The organism is Silvania confinis, assembly GCF_025564085.1.
Lineage (GTDB): Bacteria > Pseudomonadota > Gammaproteobacteria > Enterobacterales > Enterobacteriaceae > Enterobacter > Enterobacter confinis.
This window is the reverse complement of sequence record NZ_JAMGZJ010000050.1, coordinates 1-756: the sequence shown is the minus strand read 5'-3', so window position 1 is coordinate 756 and position 756 is coordinate 1. Positions and strand designations below refer to the sequence as shown.

The 756-nt window shown below is 48.9% G+C and carries 2 tRNA genes and 2 rRNA genes; all 4 read left to right on the top strand.

The window, feature by feature from the left end:
• Positions 1-127, top strand: a 16S ribosomal RNA gene (locus tag M8013_RS00240); the annotation flags it as partial.
• Positions 128-197: 70 nt separating this feature from the next.
• Positions 198-274 (top strand) — tRNA-Ile (locus M8013_RS00235).
• Between the two features lie 108 nt (positions 275-382).
• Positions 383-458, top strand: a tRNA-Ala gene (locus M8013_RS00230).
• 205 nt (positions 459-663) lie between these two features.
• A 23S ribosomal RNA gene (locus M8013_RS00225) occupies positions 664-756 on the top strand; the annotation flags it as partial.

Here is a 756-nt window from a genome sequence, read left to right as displayed (position 1 = left end):
GGAGTGGGTTGCAAAAGAAGTAGGTAGCTTAACCTTCGGGAGGGCGCTTACCACTTTGTGATTCATGACTGGGGTGAAGTCGTAACAAGGTAACCGTAGGGGAACCTGCGGTTGGATCACCTCCTTACCTGAAGAACCTGCCTTTGTAGTGTCCACACAGATTGTCTGATGAAAAAGTAGCAGTAAAAAATCTCTCCAGGCTTGTAGCTCAGGTGGTTAGAGCGCACCCCTGATAAGGGTGAGGTCGGTGGTTCAAGTCCACTCAGGCCTACCAAATTCATCCTGATACTGCGTTGTGAAACGACTCGCATACTTCAGTATGCTTCGCCCTTCCTCGCCTTGTCTCAGTCTGAATTACCGGTAGAGAGATTAGTATTACGATGGGGTTATAGCTCAGCTGGGAGAGCGCCTGCCTTGCACGCAGGAGGTCTGCGGTTCGATCCCGCATAGCTCCACCATCCTTTTACTGCGATAACAAAAAAACTTCAGAGTGTACCTGCGAAGGTGCGCTGCGAAGTTTTGCTCTTTAAAAATCTGGATCAAGCTGAAAATTGAAACGACACACTGTGTCTGCTCTCCGTAATAAGAGCAGATAAGCGGTGTGTTCGAGTCTCTCAAATTTTCACGACACGAACTGTTTTACGAAACAGCTTCGGGTTGTGAGGTTAAGCGACTAAGCGTACACGGTGGATGCCTAGGCAGTCAGAGGCGATGAAGGACGTGCTAATCTGCGATAAGCGTCGGTAAGGTGATATG